The organism is Sphingobacterium sp. MAE, assembly GCF_056711605.1.
In genome coordinates, this window is the sequence record NZ_CM160044.1 from 4,949,371 (window position 1) to 4,968,047 (window position 18,677).

At 42.3% G+C, this 18,677-nt stretch carries 17 protein-coding genes; 4 read left to right on the forward strand and 13 right to left on the reverse strand.

What is annotated here, in order from left to right; genetic code table 11:
• Window positions 1-37 precede the first annotated feature (37 nt).
• From rfbB to AC06G9_RS21065, 3 genes are all read right to left on the reverse strand, one after another.
• On the reverse strand, window positions 38-1,090 hold the full coding sequence (gene rfbB, locus AC06G9_RS21055) for a dTDP-glucose 4,6-dehydratase (protein ID WP_480958200.1): 1,053 nt from the start codon (window positions 1,088-1,090) through the stop codon (window positions 38-40).
• A gap of 148 nt (window positions 1,091-1,238) precedes the next feature.
• Window positions 1,239-1,715 (reverse strand): hypothetical protein, encoded by a 477-nt coding sequence (locus tag AC06G9_RS21060; RefSeq protein WP_346568788.1) that lies wholly within the window; start codon window positions 1,713-1,715, stop codon window positions 1,239-1,241.
• Window positions 1,716-2,112: 397 nt separating this feature from the next.
• Window positions 2,113-2,406, reverse strand: coding sequence for a hypothetical protein (locus AC06G9_RS21065; RefSeq protein WP_434439084.1), 294 nt, complete (start codon window positions 2,404-2,406; stop codon window positions 2,113-2,115).
• A gap of 500 nt (window positions 2,407-2,906) precedes the next feature.
• Between AC06G9_RS21065 and AC06G9_RS21070 the strand changes: the two genes are divergently transcribed.
• The 3 genes from AC06G9_RS21070 (at window position 2,907) to AC06G9_RS21080 (ending at window position 5,408) form a co-directional block, all read left to right on the forward strand.
• The gene (locus tag AC06G9_RS21070) at window positions 2,907-3,188 is read left to right on the forward strand and encodes a hypothetical protein (RefSeq protein WP_480957145.1); all 282 of its coding nucleotides are present in this window, start codon (window positions 2,907-2,909) and stop codon (window positions 3,186-3,188) included.
• 163 nt (window positions 3,189-3,351) lie between these two features.
• Complete coding sequence (locus tag AC06G9_RS21075; RefSeq protein WP_480957146.1) at window positions 3,352-4,806, forward strand: sensor histidine kinase; 1,455 nt, start codon at window positions 3,352-3,354, stop codon at window positions 4,804-4,806.
• Window positions 4,797-5,408, forward strand: a complete 612-nt coding sequence (locus tag AC06G9_RS21080) for a response regulator transcription factor (protein WP_434439090.1) — start codon at window positions 4,797-4,799, stop codon at window positions 5,406-5,408. The genes AC06G9_RS21075 and AC06G9_RS21080 overlap by 10 nt, the downstream gene beginning before the upstream one ends.
• 39 nt (window positions 5,409-5,447) lie before the next feature.
• Here AC06G9_RS21080 and AC06G9_RS21085 read toward each other — a convergent pair whose 3' ends face one another.
• Complete coding sequence (locus AC06G9_RS21085; RefSeq protein WP_434439094.1) at window positions 5,448-6,830, reverse strand: nucleotide sugar dehydrogenase; 1,383 nt, start codon at window positions 6,828-6,830, stop codon at window positions 5,448-5,450.
• 191 nt (window positions 6,831-7,021) lie between these two features.
• On the opposite strand from AC06G9_RS21085, the gene AC06G9_RS21090 reads away from it, so the two are divergent.
• Window positions 7,022-7,957: a UDP-glucuronic acid decarboxylase family protein gene (locus tag AC06G9_RS21090; RefSeq protein WP_480957147.1), complete on the forward strand. Its 936-nt coding sequence runs from the start codon at window positions 7,022-7,024 to the stop codon at window positions 7,955-7,957.
• Between the two features lie 58 nt (window positions 7,958-8,015).
• Here the strand turns inward: AC06G9_RS21090 and AC06G9_RS21095 are convergent, their stop codons facing one another.
• From AC06G9_RS21095 to AC06G9_RS21135, 9 genes are all read right to left on the reverse strand, one after another.
• Window positions 8,016-9,146, reverse strand: a complete 1,131-nt coding sequence (locus AC06G9_RS21095; RefSeq protein WP_480957148.1) for a hybrid sensor histidine kinase/response regulator — start codon at window positions 9,144-9,146, stop codon at window positions 8,016-8,018.
• Between the two features lie 164 nt (window positions 9,147-9,310).
• Window positions 9,311-10,369 (reverse strand): endonuclease/exonuclease/phosphatase family protein, encoded by a 1,059-nt coding sequence (locus tag AC06G9_RS21100; RefSeq protein ID WP_480957149.1) that lies wholly within the window; start codon window positions 10,367-10,369, stop codon window positions 9,311-9,313.
• A gap of 15 nt (window positions 10,370-10,384) precedes the next feature.
• Window positions 10,385-12,208, reverse strand: a complete 1,824-nt coding sequence (locus tag AC06G9_RS21105; RefSeq protein WP_480957150.1) for a PAS domain-containing sensor histidine kinase — start codon at window positions 12,206-12,208, stop codon at window positions 10,385-10,387.
• 11 nt (window positions 12,209-12,219) lie between these two features.
• Window positions 12,220-13,398 (reverse strand): glycosyltransferase family 2 protein, encoded by a 1,179-nt coding sequence (locus AC06G9_RS21110; RefSeq protein WP_480957151.1) that lies wholly within the window; start codon window positions 13,396-13,398, stop codon window positions 12,220-12,222.
• A 30-nt stretch (window positions 13,399-13,428) separates the two neighbouring features.
• Complete coding sequence (locus AC06G9_RS21115) at window positions 13,429-14,310, reverse strand: glycosyltransferase family 2 protein (RefSeq protein ID WP_434439106.1); 882 nt, start codon at window positions 14,308-14,310, stop codon at window positions 13,429-13,431.
• A 6-nt stretch (window positions 14,311-14,316) separates the two neighbouring features.
• The gene (locus tag AC06G9_RS21120) at window positions 14,317-15,471 is read right to left on the reverse strand and encodes a glycosyltransferase family 4 protein (protein ID WP_480957152.1); all 1,155 of its coding nucleotides are present in this window, start codon (window positions 15,469-15,471) and stop codon (window positions 14,317-14,319) included.
• 17 nt (window positions 15,472-15,488) lie between these two features.
• Window positions 15,489-16,628, reverse strand: coding sequence for a glycosyltransferase family 4 protein (locus AC06G9_RS21125; protein WP_293926481.1), 1,140 nt, complete (start codon window positions 16,626-16,628; stop codon window positions 15,489-15,491).
• Window positions 16,629-16,632: 4 nt separating this feature from the next.
• Complete coding sequence (locus tag AC06G9_RS21130; RefSeq protein WP_480957153.1) at window positions 16,633-17,538, reverse strand: SP_1767 family glycosyltransferase; 906 nt, start codon at window positions 17,536-17,538, stop codon at window positions 16,633-16,635.
• Entirely contained in the window at window positions 17,538-18,665 is a 1,128-nt protein-coding gene (locus tag AC06G9_RS21135) for a glycosyltransferase family protein (protein WP_480957154.1), read from the reverse strand. The genes AC06G9_RS21130 and AC06G9_RS21135 overlap by 1 nt, the downstream gene beginning before the upstream one ends.
• Window positions 18,666-18,677 lie beyond the last annotated feature (12 nt).

Consider the following 18,677-nt stretch of genomic DNA (forward strand, 5'->3'; position numbering starts at 1 on the left):
CTAACTAACTAACTAACTAACTAACTAACTAACTAAACTAACCTTTATACTGCTGATCGAAATATTTCTGATAATCTCCTGAGGTGACATTGTCCAGCCACTCTTGATTATTTAAAAACCAGTCGATGGTTTTGGATAGCCCTTGTTCGAAAGTAACAGAAGGGTACCAGCCTAATTCTTGATTGATCTTGGTGGCATCAATGGCGTAACGTAAATCGTGACCCGGGCGATCTTTCACAAAAGTGATCAATTGCTCCGCAGTTCCTACTGGTCGACCTAATTTTTCATCTACCTGCTTACACAGTTCTTTGACCAAATCAATATTTTGCCATTCGTTAAATCCGCCAACATTGTACGAATCGCCATTCTTTCCTTCATGAAATACCAGATCAATAGCTGTTGCATGATCGATCACAAATAACCAATCGCGGGTGTACTTACCATCACCGTAGATCGGTAAGGGTTGATTGTTTAGGATATTGTGAATACATAAGGGAATCAGTTTCTCTGGAAAATGATTGGGACCATAATTGTTGGAGCAATTGGTCAATACCATCGGTAAGGCGTAAGTATCGTGATAAGCGCGAACAAAATGATCGGAACTGGCTTTGGAGGCTGAATAAGGGGAATGTGGATCGTAAGCGGTTTCTTCTGTGAATAATCCTTCGGCTCCTAATGCACCAAATACCTCATCGGTAGAAACATGATGAAAACGTTTTCCTGCAAAATTATCTTTCCAGATTTCGCGGGCAGCATTTAGTAAATTGACCGTACCAATAACATTGGTCATCACAAACGCGGAAGGATCTGCAATGGAGCGATCGACATGAGACTCTGCTGCCAGATGGATCACACCATCAGGTTGAAATGTGGTGAAAATACGAAACATGGCCGCAGCGTCGGTAATATCTTCTTTAACAAACGTGTAATTGGGTCTATCTTCGATATCCCGTAAATTTTCAAGATTGCCGGCATAGGTCAATGCATCTAAATTGACAATATGGTAATCTGGATATTGATGTACAAAAGTGCGGACTACATGCGAACCTATAAAACCCGCTCCACCTGTAATAATGATCGTTTTAGTCATCATGATGTGCAAATATTTCTTAACAGCTTAAAACCCCCTAACTGTAATTAAGGGAATGGCATCAAAAGTAATAAGATTTTATGAACAAACAATAAAGCGAGATGAGTAAAACCGTCTACAATAGTTAGCCTGGACGATGACAAACGCTCTAATGATTGCTCTGCTGATGGTACAAACCCGAAATGGGAACCATAACCTGAAAAGGCCTGGTCTTTCCGCCTTCAAAGTGAAGTTTACCAGAAATACAAGTCGGGACTCCGGTCAAGTCGAGCTTGCTCAGTGCTTTATTGGTCAACTTGTAACGGATAGAGACTTCGGGCTTGGGCAATAATTCAGAATGAAATGGAAGTGAAAGCGATTGATCAAGCTGGATATGTAGATCGGGATGTTTGACGGAAACACGTTTTAATGTAGCATGCTTTAATTTTTGATTGTGACTGGAGGTATGGATCACAATCACCCCACTCTTCACAGTCCGGTCACCACTGTACTGTCCCGGATGTTCTTGAAAAAGATAGCTCACGGACATCGCGCCATGCTGAGCCAATTGGTTTTTTGTTTGCTTTGCGTTCCAGAAGTAATAAATGCCTATTAACAATAGGGCGATCAATGGGATAAATAGCATGGTGGTTTAAGGATTAAAAAGTAAAATAGTGACGCAGTGACCAAGTAAAATAGTGACGCAGTGACCAAGTAACGTAGTGGACGGCTACTTTGTCTTGCAATCACCTATATTATTAACGTCGTGAAGTTTAACATCGTATCGAATCAAATTGTTTTTATAAAGTTTTCACTTCAACTAAAAACTGTTTCTGTTAAGATGATGAAATACTGCAGTACCTCCGATCACAAATATAGCTGCTGAACATGAAGCAAATCATTATTTAATATTAAATCATCAGCATGGATTCATCGTTTAATGCTCCAGATATCGCGATGTGGATCTGTTGTTGAAACATAAAAATAGTGCCTTGACAAGCAAGGCACTAAGCAACTAAATCATAATTTGGAAACAAACTAGGTTAATGGAATATCGGTAGATCCAACTGCTGGATATGGACTTCTTCTTCGTGCTGATAGACATTTTCGATGGGCATGCTCATTTTGAAAGGAACCCGGTCGCCGCCCTTCAGGTTTAATACACCAGCCAACAACACTTGACAACCTGAAAGATCGACGCTCTGCCGATCTGAAGTGATTCGAAAACGGACCGAAATCGCTAATCCTTGATCTTTATTTTCTACAAAGGGGATAATGGCGGACTGATTTAATTTGACCGATACGCCTCTATGATATATCTTAACTTTTCTAATCACAACGGCCCTGAGCTGCTCATCCCTGCGGGATGCATTGAAAATAAGGGATCCGTAACGACTTTTGAGATTGCCGCTGTACTGACCTGCGTGATCTTGGATGCGGTACTGAGCACTTAATGTAACGTGCTCTTCAAACTGTGAACGCCTGTACTTGTCCTGATATATATAATATAGCAGACAGGCAGCAAGGGAAACTAAAATAACAACATAAATCATCATACCTCGTATATGTTAAACAATAAAACAAAATCTTTGTACGATTGTGAGCGCACTCAAATAATAACATATCAGGCTGTTCATAAAAAATAATACACCACTTTGGCGGTCTTTTGCCAGACATCTAAAAGACTTAATGTGAAACAGTTCCTAATTTCTATCAAAAGTAGGGTGAATATTGGTGTTATAACAGAGACCCTGGGGTCTCTTTTAACTTTAGTTTAAAAAAAATCACAGTAATAAACTTCAATATTCAGGTAAATAATGCACATTTGTAGGGACAAATGAAACCTGACCTCGTTGCCCCTTTTTTGCTGTTTTTTTTACTTGTAGTATCTTTAAAAGGGTCTGCAGGAATACAGCGCACAAATGAAATTCCAACGGTACTCATTGCCCAGGAACAGCTGAACGAAGACAGTCCGCTGTTTTACTACCATAATAAATCCATTTTCAAAAACCCTAAAATCAAGCAGGATGATTTTGATGCGAAAGGTATCTATTGGCTGCGTATCCATATCCCGGCCAGTAAAGACTATAAAAAAGAAAACTTATGTTCTTTCGTTTAACAACCTGACCTATGTGGACCTGACCCTGATCGACGACCGCAGCAGTGTCGCGATCGATAGCCGAAAAGCGGGACTGTTCAGACCTCTCAAAGAGATCACCCCAGGCGATGACCGGAATCATTTTACACTGGAGATCGATGTCACCAAAACCTACACCTGCCTGTTGAAAATCCATCATATCAAAGGCTATAGCCCCCAGCTGGATTTTTACATCGAAGATCAACTGAGCTACCTGAAACGGGAGCAAAAGGAATCCAATATCTACGCTTTCTTAGAAGGCGCGATCATCGTACTGCTCCTGTATATTGCACTGGCATGGATCGTGTCACGCTACCGACCTTATATCTGGATCTTTACCTTTTTAATGGCTGTGGGCATGTATAGTTTTGCCTTGCAGAAAGACTTTATAGACTTGTTTTTTGCTGAAAACCCGCGCTTGGGATGGACCATAGGTCCGCTGTTCTATCGGCTCGGAACCATCAGTTTCTATCTGCTGCTCCTGGATTTTCTAAATCTGAAAAAATTGAGCCCGCTGTTTTATAAACTGGCACTCATCATCTGCTTATTGGTGGTCTCTTTTGCTGTTTTCAGCTTTATCTACTGCTATACCACGTCAAATTACTATCTTTCCAACCGTATTAATTTTATTTTGGGCGCGATACATATTGTGTATCTGTCGACTCTATTTATATATCTCTGGAAAAAGGTGGATGAACCACAGCGATTCCTTGCCTATGGCACAACCTGTTTTTCATTAGGGATCGGGCTCATTGTGATCTTGCTGATCAAAATGGATGAAAAATCACTCCTCTATATCCCTGCCGTGATCCAGCTTTTTGTACTGAGCATCACGATTATCTTTCTGATTGCAATCCGACTGCGCATCCGTAAGCAGGAACTGGAATACCATAAATCGATCGAGATTCGTGTGGAAGAACGCACCGCTGAACTCCACATGGCCAATACAGCCTTAAGTAAGCAGCAATCGGAGCTCTTGGAAAAGAATACATATATCGAAACCTTGATCGATGAGCTCAACCACCGGGTCAAAAATAATCTACAACTGCTGTACAGTCTGGGCAGCCTATATCAAAAAGGGGATAAAAATAGTGTGACCAGCAACCCTGCTATTCAGGAGATGCAAAGCCGGATCCATACCATGATGCTGGTCAATCAGCTCCTGGTGCACAACAAGGGCAATAAATTGAAACTGGATCAATTGGTGATGGAAACCATCAGCTACCTGCAGATGCTGTATGATCCCAAACAGAGGATAGCGATCGATCTGTACTGTGTGCTCGACTATTGGATCCCGACCCATATATCAACTTCACTGGGACTGATCATCACGGAGCTGCTGACCAATGCCTACAAGTATGCCTTTCCGACTGAACGGCAGGAGTCCCCTACAATCACGCTGGAGATCACACAGTCAACGGACAAATTGTCGATCGTATTTTGGGACAATGGCGTAGGTTCGGATACCTTGGTCGCAGACTCGTCCTTAGGTATAGCGCTGATCAGGGATCTTGCCCGCCAGATCAAGGGTGAGATCAGTATCAACCCTAAAAATGGGTATCACTATCATTTTGAATTTAAAAAAGGACTATGGAAATAAAGATCTTAATTATTGAAGATGAAATGATCATTGCACGTTTTATCGAGCAACATTTTTATGCCTTCTACCAAAATATCGAGATCAATATCGCACTTTCTGTGGAAGAGGTGGACAACTACATGCGGGAGCAGCAGCCGGATCTGGTGCTTTGCGATATTCAGCTGCAGGATGATTGCGACGGGATCGACCTGATGGTGAAATATAAGGCTGAAAAGCAATTCTCGCTGATCTTCATCACTTCTTATGACTCGAAACACTGCATCGATCGGACCATCGCGGTCAATGCTGAAAACTATATTATAAAACCATTGAATGAAAGTCGGCTATATGCTGGAACCCATATCGCTATACAACGTATCGCTCAGGATAAGAAAAACCGAAAAATAAGCCCTAATCTGTCTGAACTGACGTCTGCCGAAATACAGGTACTCAAACTCATCGCCAATCGCTACACCACCAAACATATCGCAGATAAACTGTGCTTAAGTCCATATACCATCAAAAACACACGTCACCGCATCTGCAGGAAGCTTTCTCTGGAGGAGGAAAATAATGCGCTATTGACCTGGGCGATCGAACATCAGCATATGCTGGAAAATTGAAAGTTGTTTAGGACAGGATCCTAAACAACTTGCGTACTGCTACTCGCCAATAGCATAGTACTGAAAACCGAATCTTTCGAGCTGCTTTCTATCTAAAATCTTGCGGCCATCAAATACAAAAGCTGGTTTTTTCATTCCTTCTTTTATCTGTGCCCAATCGTATTGTTTAAACTCATCCCACTCGGTCAATATCGCTACCGCATGTGCTCCTGTCAGGGCTTGATGAGGCTCGTTTACAACCGTCAATAAACGGCGGTTTTCTGCCGGAGAACGCGTACCGAGGTAATCCAGATCGCGATAGATCTGCTCGGCCGAAACCTTGGGATCGTACACCACGATCTCGGCTTCTTCATCCAAGAGGTGATCGGCGACATAAATCGCTGCCGATTCGCGGGTATCATTGGTATCTTTTTTAAACGCCCAGCCTAAGAATGCAATCTGCTTACCATTGACCGTATTGTACATGGTCTGGATGATCTTTTGCGCAAATCGGTCTTTCTGATGATCGTTTAACAGAATCACTTGCTCCCAATAATCTGCTACAGCGGTCAGATTATAGGTGCGGGCGATGTAAACCAGGTTGAGAATATCTTTTTGGAAGCATGACCCTCCAAATCCAACGGATGCTTTTAAAAATTTGGATCCGATACGCGAATCATAACCGATGGCACGTGACACTTCATCTACATTGGCTCCTGTCACTTCGCACAGCTCGGAAATGGCATTGATCGAAGATACGCGCTGTGCCAAGAAAGCATTGGCTACGAGTTTTGACAATTCGGAAGACCATAGATTGGTGGTCAATATGCGATCTCTGGGCACCCAAGCTTCGTAAATCTGCACCAAAGCTTCTATGGCTTCCTGATCTTCTCCACCGATCAATACGCGATCGGGGCTGTGCAGGTCGGGCACAGCTGTGCCTTCTGCCAAAAACTCGGGATTGGAAAGAATATGGAAATTAACACCATTTCCGGTATTGTCCAAGATACTCTTGAGAGCAGCGGCTGTACGGACGGGCAGGGTGGATTTTTCGACGACAATCTTATCGTCTTTGGCGACTCGCGCAATCTGACGTGCGCAAAGCTCGATATATTTTAAATCAGCCGCCTGTCCCTTGCCCTTGCCATAGGTCTTGGTTGGGGTATTGACCGAAATAAAGATCATGTCGGCCTCTTCAATCGCTTTATCGACATCGGTCGAGAAAAAAAGATTGCGACCTCTGGCTTCAGCAACGACCGCATCCAGACCGGGCTCATATATAGGAAGATTGTTTAGATCGGGGTCATTCCAAGCATCGATACGGGCCTGATTTAAATCAACAACAGTGATGGTAATATTTGGATTTTTTTGAGCAATAACCGACATGGTCGGACCACCTACATACCCTGCTCCAACACAGGCTATTCTCTTAATTTCTCTCATCTAAGTATACTAAAACAACATCATCGGCAACCATTTTTAACTCTCAACATATAAGGCGGTTACCGTAGATACGTGCATGTATCGAAATTAGTGAATTATTTACTAAATTTCAATACGAAGCGGAATAAATTTGTCTGACAACTGCTATATCTATATCTTCGTAATGTTCAACTTCTTATAAAAGAATATACATGAAAAAAAGAATATTGATAACGGGCGGAGCTGGTTTTATTGGCTCGCACTTGTGCAAAAGATTGCTCGATGAGGGCAATGAGGTCATTTCTTTGGATAACTATTTTACAGGGTCTAAAGAGAATATAGCGCCACTATTATCAAATCCATACTTTGAGGCCATCCGACATGATGTCACGATGCCTTACTTTATCGAGGTAGATGAAATCTATAATCTGGCCTGCCCTGCCTCACCTATACATTATCAATTTAATGCAATCAAAACCGTGAAAACTTCGGTAATGGGCGCAATCAATATGTTGGGATTGGCAAAACGGTTAAACATCAAAATATTGCAAGCTTCTACCAGTGAGGTCTATGGTGACCCGATCGTGCATCCGCAAACAGAATCGTATTGGGGAAATGTCAACCCCATCGGTATCCGTTCCTGTTACGATGAAGGCAAGAGATGTGCCGAAACGCTGTTTATGGACTATCACCGCATGAATCATGTCAAGATCAAAATCATCCGGATATTCAATACCTATGGACCCAACATGCATCCTAATGATGGGCGCGTGGTATCTAATTTCATCATTCAGGCCTTGAACAACCAAGATATCACACTCTATGGAGATGGCTCGCAGACCCGAAGTTTTCAATATGTGGATGATCTGGTCGAGGGGATGATCAAGATGATGGCAAGTCCAAATGACACGATCGGTCCGATCAATATGGGTAATCCAAATGAATTTAGTATCCGTGAGCTTGCGGAAAAAGTGATCGAACTGACGGGTTCAAAATCAAAGATCATCTTTCAGCCTTTACCTTCTGATGATCCGAAACAACGAAAACCGGATATCGATCTGGCAAAATCCAAATTAAATTGGGAGCCCAAGATCCAGTTGGAGGAAGGTCTTAAAAAGACGATTGCTTATTTTAAAAGCATCGCATAATATAAACATGCACGGTAGCTCAGTCCGAAATACCGTGTATCTTTGCTTTTGCGGCATGTTACTTGTTTAAATCCTGATTAACCAGCTTGACCTTAAATCCAAAACGGGATCCGTGGTATTCCTCGGATTCGAAAAAGAACTTTCCTCCATGACGGTGAATAAAATGGTAGACAACCCACAGTCCAAGGCCCTTCCCTTGATCATGCATCGGAGTGACCGACCCCTCTCGCGAAACCTGGTTACGTAATTGTTCCTGAATCTCAGGGCTCATGCCCACCCCGGTATCGATGATCTCGACGACTGCCCATTCTTCGTCTTGATAGAGGTGCAGCTTGACATGCGAATCGCTATGACTAAATTTGACCGCATTGATCAACAGATTGCGTAAGATACTTTTCATGATGTCCACATCAAAAAAGATCTCTAATCCGGACTGCAGATCGATGTCGAGTTTGATATTCTTCAATTTAGCTGTGGGAGATAAGGTCTCCACAACTCCTAAAATGAGCTCATTCAGATTCAGTTTTTGAGGAATATAACTCAGCATACCAAGACTGGATTTGGTCCACTTGAGCAAATTGTCCAGTACACTAAAAAGCTGTTCGGCAATATCATTTCCGGTATGGACCATGGCGGCATAGCCATTATCTTGTGTTTCGGTCTGCATCGTGAGGATATTGAGGATCATTTTGAGGGAGGAAATGGGGCTGCGCAGATCATGTGCCAAGATCGCATACATGCGGTCACGATTGAGAATAGCTTCTTTGAGCTCTGCAGTCTGTCGGCTAATGGTATGATTGGAGGAGATAATGCGGATCTGATGTTTGATGCGCTGCAGAAGCTCCTGTCTGTTAAAAGGTTTGGGTATATAATCTACGCCTCCGCTATCAAAACCACGAACAATGTCTTCGGGTGATCGCAGGTTGGTAATAAAGATAACTGGAATATGCTTGTGGTGCTCCAGCGAATTCAATTTCATGGTCAGATCATAACCATTTGAATCGCCCAACATGACATCCATCAATATCAGATCAATTCGTTCCTTTTCTAAAGTTTCAAGAGCCTCCGAATCAGCCGAAGCCGAAAACACATTGAATGATTCCTTTTCAAGAATACCCTTCAAGAGGTAGAGGTTGACATCTGAATCCTCGACGATGAGGATATTATAAAGTGAAAAATCAATTTCCATAGGTCATTTGCAGCTTACACTATGTTAGGGACACATCCGTAACATTATTTGTAAATATAATTTAAAATCAAAAATCCGCTACCATTAAATTAAAATATTTTTTGAAAATAACGAAGTTTTTAAGAGTATAAACGTGATTTGGGCCAAAATTGTTACAGGTAAGATCAATGTATGGCCATATCGACCAATACAGGGGAGTGATCACTGAAATCAATATCACCGGTACGGTAATTTTTCGCTTTTAGTTTTGTTCCTGAATACAAGACAAAATCAATGCGGTACAGCTTCATAAAATAACGGTAAGTATAGCCATAGCCATTGCCGGCCTCAAGATACGCATCTTCCAAATCACCTTTGATAGTTTTGTAACCGTAGGAAACGGGGGTATTGTTAAAATCACCGCTCACGACCAACGGATAGGGCGAGCCATCCAATATGCGCCTAAGGGAATCCACTTGGCGACCTCTGAATTTGAAATTATTGGAGATCGTAGCCAACGCATCAGTCCAGCGATGACGTGTATCTTCTTGATAGAGGAGTGTCCCTTTGACCTGGTTCCAGTTGGTCGTCTGTAAATGAAAGTTGCCAATACGAATCTTTTCATTATTGACCGCTATATCGGCCAATAAGGCACAATTGGGACGCTCGGGAAAGGAAATCGTCGAAATCGAATCTAAGGGGTATTTGCTAAGAATAGCGAGTTGATCAGATTGTCCCCCTCCTCCGGTGATCACGACATAGGGCATACTGCTAAAGATCTGCTTGAGATCTGCCTCTGTACAATCTGCAGGAACCTCCTGCAGGCAAATGGTATTGACTTGGTTGGTCGAAAAATACGCTGCAATCTGTTCCATAGAAGATAAATTATAGATCATTTTGAACTCGTGGACATTGTATGTCGCAAATTTAATCTCAGCCAAATTCCCTTCTTCCGGTTGATGCATCTGAAACTTATGTGGATAGTAATGGAAGTTGGCCAGTATCGCAATTAGCGGACAAATACTATACCAACTCTTTTTGTACCAAGCAATAATTAACACAAACAAATTGCAAAAGAGCAACATCGGCAGGACAACACCGATCCATTGAAACAATACAAAAGTATCGGGAGAGACATATAAGGCCAGAAAAGATAGGGAGGTGACCACCATCAATATCACAGCGGCGACTTTGCCCAAAGAGGCACGGATGCGGAGCGGTTGAGGTGTTGGACGGTTATTCATAGGTCGGTATCAGCTTTATAAATCAGGATTGTGAATTGGGAGCTTGATGCTAAAGGTGGTTCCCTGACCTTCTTCGGATTCGACCGTGATCGTACCATGCATCTGCTCAATGATGGCTTTGCAAATGGACAGTCCCAGCCCGGTACCTTTGGCCGTTTCATTGATCTTAAAGAAACGGTTGAAGATCGATTGCTGAAGATGTTTGGGAATACCGATGCCATTGTCTTTGACATAAAGCTCAAAAAAGTCCTCGCCTATCCGGTAACCGATATGAACAGCACCATGCGGAGGGGTAAATTTCATGCTATTGTTGATCAGATTGACCAGCACTTGCATGATTCTACCGCGGTCTAATTGGACCGTGAGTTCTTTTTCGGGTATATCGATAATAAGCAACGGATGATCTTCTAAGTTACTGAAACTTAATGAGAGCTCATTGAGGATGCTTTGGAGGGATACCAGATCTGCATTAAACCGCATTTTGCCTGCATCCATCTGGGACATCTCCAATACATCTGAAATCAAACGCAATAACTGGCTGCTATTGGTGGTCAGAATCTCGCCGTACTCTTTCCGCAATTCGGGATCTGGTGTTTCCGCAATAATATTACCAAAACCGATAATAGCACTCAAAGGGGTACGGATCTCATGATTCATATTGGAAATAAAGGCTGATTTTAATTTTTCGGACTCTTCAGCAGCCTCTTTGGAGCGTAGCAATTGCTCTTCATATCTGATCTGATCGGAAATATCCCGCTGGATGGTCCAGACAATATCTTCGCCATTCCCATTTTTAATAATCAAGGAACTGCATTCTGAACCGATGATATCCATTTCAGGATAGGATATGTCACATCGGTACTGGAGATAACCTGCCGCATCTTGTACTTTTTGAAAGAAGGCTTCCCACTCTTCTTTTGAGCTAAAATTTTTCAATCGCTCGTACACCAGCATATGGGTAATCTCTTCTTCATCAGATAAACCATTCTGCTGACGGCAGGCTTTATTGGCAAAAGCCAGCTGCCCATCGGTATGACAAGCAAAAATACTGTATGGGGCATTATGAACAACGGCCAACACCATTTCTAGTTCATTTCTATTTTTCATAAAGTCACTTACATTCTGCGAAAATCCGTCCATGATCGTATGGTCATTTTCCAAATATCTCGCATATTTTGTAGCGCGGATATACGCAATCGGCTGATCGGGAAGGATCATGCGGTATTCCAATGTTTTAAATTCAGTTGAATCACTGTTGACAAATTTGCGCATCTTTTCGCGATCATCGGGATGAATGGACGCCAACAAATCATTCAATGACGTAATTTTGGCTTCGAGCAAATTCGTACGCAAGAGATTGGAATAACCGGTATGCAAAAAGTTTTGATCTTGGCAATCAAAACGCCAGTGACCGATCATCGCCACTTTGCCTACTTCAAGCTGTGCTTTTAAGGCAGATTTGAGACGATGTTTCATATTGCTGCGTTGGGTAATATCGCGATATTGGCACAGCAAATGCTCCTCGTCAAATTTATGGATAATAAATTTAAAGAAGTAGGTCTGATCTTGCGCTGGAAGATCGTAGTTCAGGTTGGACGTGTCCCCGGTCTGACGGCATTGATTAAATTCCTGCTCCATAAGCTGCGCAGTGGATAAAGGCAAAAGATCGAGCATATTAGCGCCGATCAACTCGGTCCGAGGATTGATTATTGGATTGTCGGTCTTGATAATGGCATCAACACATACATTATCTTGATCGATCAAGAATAAGGTATCGCTGGTCAGATCTAAGATCTTCTCCAAATATTTTAAGTTATGTAATGCTCTTTGCTCCATCATGTTTTGCTAAATTATTTCCGCTGTGACTTTTCCCATATGCCACGGTGCTGATTGCCCAATAGGTAGTAAATCCCCAGCACGACATTTACATTCATAAATATAAAATAATAGGGGATATAAAACAGTTTAGATACTTTGGGTTTATCTTTATTCAGATACCCAAAAGCTGCACAAAGGTAGAATAATACTTGACCTACAAAAATGATATGAAACACATTATAAGGTGATACATGTCTTAGTCCAATAATAATGGATAAGGGCAACAAGGCAAATAAAGCAAAAGGGGTGACCGACCAGCGCAGTACGCGGTGCGACAGATATTGGAAGCTCAACTTGCCATAATCAAAGATATTGAGCAGAGGCAATAGCCTGCTGATGGACTGCCACCCACCAGCTGCAATGCGACGTTTGCGCTTTGCCTCTTCTTCCATATTGAGCGAACCGGACTCTACGGCATAGGCATCTGGGGTGTAGGCGATACGATAGCCTTTTTGCGCAATGCCCATCGATAACATAAAATCATCTAAAAGGGTATCTTCTGGCATCACCGTAAACAAGGCCGTACGGATCGCAAATAGCTCGCCAGCAGCTCCTACTGCGGAATAATACTGGAAGTCCAGCTTCTTTAATAAGGACTCATATTTCCAATAGGTACCCTCGCCTTTGGACGATATGGTATCGGCATCGCTAAAAGCAACTCTTTTTTCACCCGATACACAGCCAATACTAGGATCATTAAATTGCTGGACGATGATCGTCAAGGCATCGGTATTGAGCAAACAATTGGCATCGCTGAAAACAACAATGGGCGTATGGACTACACCCATCCCATGATTGATCGCCGCCGTTTTGCCCTTACGTAAGGGCGAACTCACGACCTGCACGTCGGGATACTGCTGCAATAAAACTTCACTATGATCGGTACTGCCGTCAATCACCCAGAGGATCTTTAACTTATGATTGGGATAAGCTAGGGCCCTACAGTTTGCCATTTTTTCGGCAATAATATCCGCCTCATTGTAGGCCGCAATAAAAAGCGTGACCTCTGGAAGCTCGTCTTTACGCTGACAAACCGTCTCTTCCTGAGTCCGATAAGGCCTGTATTTGGCTAATACATAAATGACTATGGCATAGCCCACATAGGTGTACAACACTAAGAGCAAACTGCACCAAAATATAAACTCTAACATAGGAGATCGCTATAAGGAGACAAAAATAGATTATTTATTTTTGGGATCAATTAAATTTGAGTCTTCATCTTTATATTGATCTTTTTTAGAAAAGATTAGTGGTATATTTTTTATGCCATTTATAAACCGGATCTTAAAGCTATTCCATAGGGAGCCGTCTGCACTGATCGTACCATACCCCGTAATCGCCTTGGCTTTTTTATTTCGAACAAAAACAATTTTACCAAATTTTTTCAACCCCAGTGCCAGTGAGCCATCCTCGCCACGTTTGATGTCGGTGCGTATGCCAATCTCTTGTGCTAAAGCGGTACGATAAGCAAATACCAGCCCACGAACGCTCAATTCTGGCCGTTTTATAGACTGCAAGTATAAAAAGATATCACGCATGCGCTCATAGAGCCACAATGAAAATGCGGTATGCTCTTTATCGGGGACATACCCCCAAGTGGAGCTCACTGCAACTACTCCGGTCTGCTCTAAATGACCGATCATGATATTGACATAGTCAACAGGATATAAGGTGTCGGCATCAATATTCATGTGATACGCACCCCTAGCATGCTCTAGTCCGCATTTTCTTGCAAATCCGCAGCCATTTTGCACTTCGTTGAAATAGGGTATCCCGGACTGCTTAAAAATAGTTTCTGTGCTATCGGTGGAGTTATTATTAACCCCTATAATTTCGATGGGGTATCGTGATGAAAGATCGCTTAAAGCCCATAAACAAGCCCATAAATTTTTATCTTCATTGTAAGCAATGACCGAAACTGTCACGAGCGGATGCTCACTCTGCTGCTGTTTTAACTGGCTAGCGATCAGATCTATGACAGCCGTCGGCACCTCATTGGGAGAAACATTGTAGGCTGATAAATATTTTTGATACCAAGGAGACTTCATCTTTTTATTCATCATCGTATGCTAAATTTGTTTTAAAGATTCAAAAAGAGTGCGCCATTGAAGAGCAATAGGTGCAATATCAAATTTTTGAACGTCATTTCGGGCATTTTGGCCCATTATTTTGCGCTCTGTCTCATTTTCTATCAGGTAACAAATATGATCGGCCAGCTGTGGAATATGACCATTTTCGACCAACAGACCATTGCGCTTATGGACAATAATATCACGGGGGCCGCATGGACAGGTGAACGATACAGGAGGGACACCATAAGCCATAGTTTCGCCCAAAACCATAGGAAACCCTTCATATCGCGAGGAAAGAACAAAAATCGAACTCTCATAATATTTTTCTCCAATCGTATCGGTACCGTCTTCCAGAAAACAAGTTGCGCCGATCCCGAGCCTGTCAATCTGCAACTGATACGCTTCCTTTTCTCCGCCTCCATAGATCTTCAAAATCCAATCGGGGTGTTTGGACGATACAGTCTTCCAGGCTTCAATAAGCATATCAAAACCCTTTTGATAGGTCATCCGACCCACAGCAATCACTTGTTTATTGTCTAATGCGGCAGCCTGAACGGGATAAAAGGATAAAGGGTTGGGGATGACCGAGATATTGTCAAGACCTTGCCAATAGCCGGCATCTTCATGTGTCAGGACAACAAAAGCTGCTAGTTTACGCAAATTTTTTAGCAGCTGCATCTGCCATACAGACGAAATCGCTTTCTGGACAAAAACTGGAAAACGACGGTCGGTAAATTGGCGATAGACAAGTTTATTGAAATGCAACTCGCCAACTTTAAGGCTACCATCTTTTAAATCATTTAAGAAATTGACATCACGCCGCAACAAGGACACCGTAATATCAGGACGTAAGGCCGTTAATTGTGCTTCCAGCCGTTTTTTGAAAAGCCGTTGCTTTTTTATATATAAGCGTAACCGTTTGAAAAGTGAGAACCTAAAAATACCATCGAAATTAATGTCCAAATGATGTAAATGGATCCTTTCATCTAATGGATAGTAGGGCTCCAGCCCTTTTCCATCGGTAACAAAAATATGGATTTCGTAATCAAAATAATGGACAAAATAGTTGACTTTGGCTGTCAATACCCGTTCCATACCACTGGGATAAAATATCCCAGGAACGATGTAAGCAAGTTTAAGTTTCTTTTTCATAATGGATAAATCGGATGTTATTTAAAGGTTTGATTGGACGTATCAAAGAGTTCTTTCCATTGCAGAGCGATATTCTGCATATGAAAGCGTGCGCTGTTTTCCTTTGCGCGCATCCCCATCTCTTTTCTCAGGGCCTCATCTTCAATCAACTGGCAAATACGATCGGCCAGCTGTGCAATATGGCCATTATCTACTAAAAAGCCATCTACCTCATGCTTGATGATCTCACTAGGTCCCGAGGGACAGTTAAAAGCGACAGTTGGTAAGCCACAAGACATGGCTTCGGCCAATACCATCCCAAAACCTTCATAACGCGATGATAGCACAAAGATCGAGCTTTCACCATACTTTTCTTCAATGGCACTGGTGGTGGGTCGTAAGGTACAAACATCGGACAATGCTAATCGGTCGATCTGGCCCTGCAGGTCTACACCTGTACCCTCTCCATAAATTTTCAATACCCAGTCTGGATGACGTCCGTTCACGATGGCCCAGGCAGCGATCAGCAAATCAAAACCTTTTTGTGGTACATACCGACCGACTGCAATCACTTGCTTTGCGGTACAACTTGAAATGGTCGTAGCACTGAAAACCAGCGGATTGGGAATGACATGTACATGCTGAAGTTCTGGCCACAGATACTTTTCTTGATGGGTCAAAAAAACAACCGCATCCATCATTTTAAGTTTACTTGCTCTGCTCCGATCGCGCTGCTGCTGCAACCAATTGTTTAAATTGCTATCAAAATTGGGACGATAAAATTCTTTTGTCACATGCAATTCTGCGATCTTGAAACTCCCGTCCCTCAATAAGGGTAAAAAATTAATCTCCCGTCTAATGGTCGAAATAACAATATCTGGCTTTTCTTGCTCAATTGCCTTTATAAATCTTTTTTTAAAGGTAGAATAGCGAAAAGGAAAAAGAAAAAATTTTTTTAACAAAGACTGATCAAATGGATAATCGATGCTGACATCCAAGTCGATGTGTTTGACCTGGTCGGATAAAGGGTAAAAAGTGGGCTTACCACGTTGCTCCGATGTCATGATGACGACTTCATAATCTGGAAAATGTGTGGCAAAGTAGTTTGCTTTGAAAATAATGATCCTTTCTAATCCTCCTGCAGGATAAAGAGAGGGCAGATAATATAAAATTTTCATTCCGTTATACCAACTTTTTTAGAATTTGACTTTGATAGCGCTCTTCGTCTTGGACGATCACCTGGTCGCCGCCATGCACTTCGTTTACATATTTGGACTTAATATTGACTTTATGCGTAGCGCGCATTTTAAACCATTCATACTCAATATCAATATGGCCGACATCAATGGCCTGGTAGCCATACTGACTCAAATCGTAAGCAAGTACGGTCGCGGTTGGTCCCAATGCAATTAAAATAAGGGTACTTTGATCCAGCTTAAGTGCTTCGTGGATAATATCATCGTACTGATCAAATGCTCCCTTTGACTTGCAGAGAATACGCTTAATACTCTTGACTTGATCAAAAAGATCATTGCCCATGCCTAGTCGACTCTTTTCGCCTTCGATGAAAACGACATCACGTCCTTGCCAAATGTGCTTTAAAAGTGAAAACCAATGCGCTGAAAGACTCTTATTATCAAAATCGATATAGGGACGTGTGATAAAAGTATTGCCGTAGGTCTTGTTTTTATTGAGGTATCTGTCCCACAGATAACCGTAGAGATAAAAATGTGCTCGCCAAAACCTGCGTGCTCTCCTGTTGTATCTGCTGAGATCTGTAAAAGCATCGGATATACATACTTTGTGGTTGGGCTTATCGCTCAACAATACTTCAGCTAGTCGCTCGCCCAGCTTGGCGTTACGCTGCTGAAAGCGAATGCCCTCTCCACCGATCAAAAGCAGCTCTCCATCGCCAAATCGACTAACGGAACAGCGGGTAGCAATAATTTCTTCAATAGTTGCTTCAATCGTGGACACTTTGGGTACAATCTGCTGCTTTTTATTGGTGATTAAGAATAATAAATTGTACCATTCGATAATTGCATTATATCGAATCTTGTCTCTAATCTTATTTAAATATGCTGCCATCAGTTTAGCTTTAAACTATCAATCACTTTTTTCATTTGATTACTCCATGATAAATCATAGATATCCCTTCGAATGTCTTGGGGGGATAAGGTCGATGTAGAGCAGTAGTCTACTATTTGCGCAATATCGAGGGGCGTTTCATCTGGCGTTGCTTTTAAAACATAGGGTTTGCCTTCAAAATCAGTATCAATCTCGGAATAAATAAATGGGATACCGCGTGCCGCATATTCTCGGGTTTTTAAAGTCCGAATGTAGGTGATTCCGCTGCGGTGCCTTGCTAAACTGCCGATGGCAAAATCTGCCAGGTCAAACATGTTGTCCAGCTTTTCACCCCACAGGGCTCCATGCATAAACACATAATCCTTGACATCACCTGCGCTAATGGCGTCGAATATCGCATCTTGCTCCACCTTGCCACTGAGGTTGCCCACCATGTGAAAAAATACTTTCGTCTGGGGATGCTTTTTATAATAATCGCCCAAGCCCTTGATCACGCGATCAAAACCATGCCAGTAATGGATCTCGGCAACCCCCAAAAGGTGAATTTCATGAGCTACACGAGCAGTGGGGACGCGGACTGGCAGTGAATCGAAATCAACGCCATTGGAAATACGGATGGTCTTTTGTCCAAAGATCTGCTCATCTTGAGCAAATGTAATGACAGCATCGAGGCGCTCGGCCAGAGATCTTCTGAAAATACGATCTGGCCACTGCACTATTTTGTCCAGCAGACGGATATATTCTTGGTCATAAGGATAGGTCGGAATTTCCATCACAACTTGGGCTCCCGATTGACGAAACTGCTGCACAGCATCGTTCAAAAACGGACTTGCATTGTGATAGGATCGCATGTAAACTAAATCAAACCGCTCTTGTTGGACATACTGAACCAGGGCTGAGAAATCAAATCTTTTTCTCAATTTAGCCCAACTACCTTGGCCAAAATCGACAATCAGTTGATCATCTACCAACCAAGCACGGTGGTTATTTTCCAACACCTCGTAATGACAAAGCCTAACATCGGCTCCACAGTCCTGAAAACCTTTGACCTGGCCAAATATCTTCTTACTGATACCATTGTGCGCACTAAAACCATGAAAAACGAGAAACAAAATTTTTAAACCCATAACACTAAAACA